Genomic DNA, 2,657 nt, shown 5'->3' with positions numbered 1-2,657 from the left:
CGAATTCTTTATCTCGGATTTTCTACGGATATTTCTGCTTCGTTGTTGTGGATGAAAAATCGTTGTGAACAACAGCATGATTGGGCTGCCTTTTTACCAACGAGGAAAGAATTTGAACTCCAATTAGCTACCTTAGCGAATGAAAGCAGAAATAAAGAACTCAACATTGTTATGACACTAAGACCCAAGTTTTCGGAGAGATACTTGCTTGAACAGCAATTAGGTTTTGCAGATTTTATTATGCGAAGTCGCTACACCAGTATTGCGGGGCAGTTATCTCGGGATGTGTTTGTCGTATGCTTGCAGACCCCTCATTGTCAATGGTTGAGCCCGGTTCGTTTGATCCAAATTGCCATGAAAGGGTTCTTTAATGAGCTTAGAAATGAAATGGGCACAAAAATGCATGCCACTATCGTTAAAGGCCAAACTGGTGTGTCAATCCTTGGCTATGATACGAACCGACCAAGACAAGCGCTAGCACATGCAGCGCAAGCGATGTTGTCCTCTATTTCCGGTGAAGGTAGCTATTTCAACTTTTACGACAGTGAACTTCACTCTGAATTAGTGAAGCGCCAACATCTCGAGGCGTTTTTGGAGGCGCAAATAGAGAGTGGGCTAGTGGACGTTTACTTTCAACCGATTATCGACGTTCAAACCGGAAGAGTGGTTAAGTTCGAGGCTCTCGCACGCTTCTATGATGAAAATGATGCGTATTGTACGCAAAAGATGATCGCTATTATTGAAGATCTAGAACTCATAGCGGCACTTGATGATGTGGTCTGCCAAGCTGCGTTGAAGCACTTTCCGCGCTTACAAGAAATTTATGGCGAGGAAGTGGGCGTGACCATCAATCGCTCCCTCAATACGAAATTGGATTCTCTTCAGATCCTTCAGCGGTCGCATGATTTGATTAAAGCCAGTGGTGTAGACCCTAAGCGAGTAACTATCGAGCTAACAGAAACCGCGTATTTTGAACAAGATGAGGAGCATACTCGAGCTCTAGAGGAAGTGCGGAAAGAGGGCATTGAGATCGCGATTGATGACTTCGGTACTGGGTATTCTTCTTTTTCTTATCTAGAAAAAGGGCAGTTTGATTTACTGAAAATAGACCGAAAATTCATCAAGAACATTCATAAAGGGAGCACCAGCTATAACATTGTGAAAATGGTCACCGAGCTTGCACAGCAAATGAATGTAAAAGTGGTTGCTGAAGGCGTGGAATCTAAGCAAGAACTTCAAGTATTGGCAGAAATCGGTGTCGATTACATGCAGGGCTTTCTATTTTCTGCTGCCGTGCCTGTCGATTTGATGGATAAAGCGGACAGTTATGAGCATCTGTTCTCTGACATCGCGATTGAGCCTAAGCAAAGTGATGTGTTGCAATCTTTGAGCCATGAACAAGTCAGGTCTATGGACCCTGGAGAACCGCTCTCCTTGGCAGTGGAGTACATGAATTTGAATCCAAGCTTGCCTTTAGTTGTTCTCAATGAAAATCGTTGTGTTGGGTTAATTACGAAAGAGACGGTGAATTTACACCTAACGCCCTCGATGGGCACAGAGCGAGAAACTGAACGAGAAAGCAGAATTTGGAAGCGTCCTGTTAATCAGATAATGAGCACCGAATTTGTGTTGGTTGATGAGGATTTACCTGTCTCTGTTATTCGAGAGTTGGTTAAAACCGGCATTCGTTTCCCTTGGGTATTGTGTAATACCAAAGAAGAGTACCGTGGAGTTTTAACGCAGGAAGACGCGTTGAAGTATCTTGCTTCTCTGTGAATAAAATTGTCTTACCGTTTTAGCTCATTTGGGGGCCGACTTTCGGTGGTTTGGCGATAGTTGATTTGATATTATCGCCCCCCAAAATGACTTTTGAGCGTGCATTCAACATGATTCAACAATTGCTGGTTACTTTCCCTCCGATGCTATTTGGCGCACAAGCGCTACTGACTTTGCTTCTAATCAAGGGCGATATTTGTCCTGGTCAGCGAGGACGTCTTCATAAAATGTTGCCTGCAGTAGCTGTATTGTGGCTCGCTGTTGCGTCACTTCGCATTGAAGCATTTATGATCGTGTTTGCTATTTTCTACTTCTATTCTCAGGTTCAAACCAAGAAAACGCGTGAAAAAGGGCCACTATGGGCGATGCATTTAGCGAATGGTTTGGCCTTTGCGTATGTGAGTATTCAAGTATTTGAGCAATCAAGCTGGCCAGCATCGATAGCGATGGCGCTAATGATATTTTTCCTTGGGGCGTCATTTTCTCAATTGCTGCTTACGATAGCTCGCAGCAGATTACAGGCATTTCACCGTATTTTACCAGTTACGGGCATTGTGTCTGGAATGCTATTAGTCATCGCAACGTTGTTTGCTTCTTACCAGTTAAATGAAGCCACACTAAACGCTGCGACACAGCCGATCTTGCTGTCTTTAGCTATGCTAATTTCTTCAATTATTGTGTGGTGTTGGCATATTTTTACGCATAAGAAACCAGAAAAGGTGCAGCTGAGCGTTGCCTTGTTGCTAGCGCTCGCGTCGATGACGAGCCTGCAAGGTTTATTCTCTCTCGCGGCTTAACCTCTATTCTAAAGACAAAGCTAGACAGCTTATATCCAAGTGCTTTCTTGGTGCTTGGGTATAAGGTGATCACGTTTTAGATCG

General features: G+C 43.8%; 2 protein-coding genes. Both read left to right on the top strand.

The features are described 5' to 3' along the window. Window positions 1–1,776: EAL domain-containing protein (locus IQR33_RS24070; protein ID WP_193844131.1), on the top strand; the 1,776-nt coding region annotated here is incomplete at its 5' end. A gap of 86 nt (window positions 1,777–1,862) precedes the next feature. Further along, window positions 1,863–2,573: a hypothetical protein gene (locus IQR33_RS24065; protein WP_005389354.1), complete on the top strand. Its 711-nt coding sequence runs from the start codon at window positions 1,863–1,865 to the stop codon at window positions 2,571–2,573. The last annotated feature ends 84 nt before the right edge of the window (window positions 2,574–2,657 follow it).

It is taken from the genome of Vibrio sp. OPT46 (genome assembly GCF_015163535.1).
Classification (GTDB): domain Bacteria; phylum Pseudomonadota; class Gammaproteobacteria; order Enterobacterales; family Vibrionaceae; genus Vibrio; species Vibrio alginolyticus.
The sequence above is the reverse complement of the archived record's forward strand: the minus strand, read 5'-3'. Positions and strand labels throughout refer to the sequence as shown.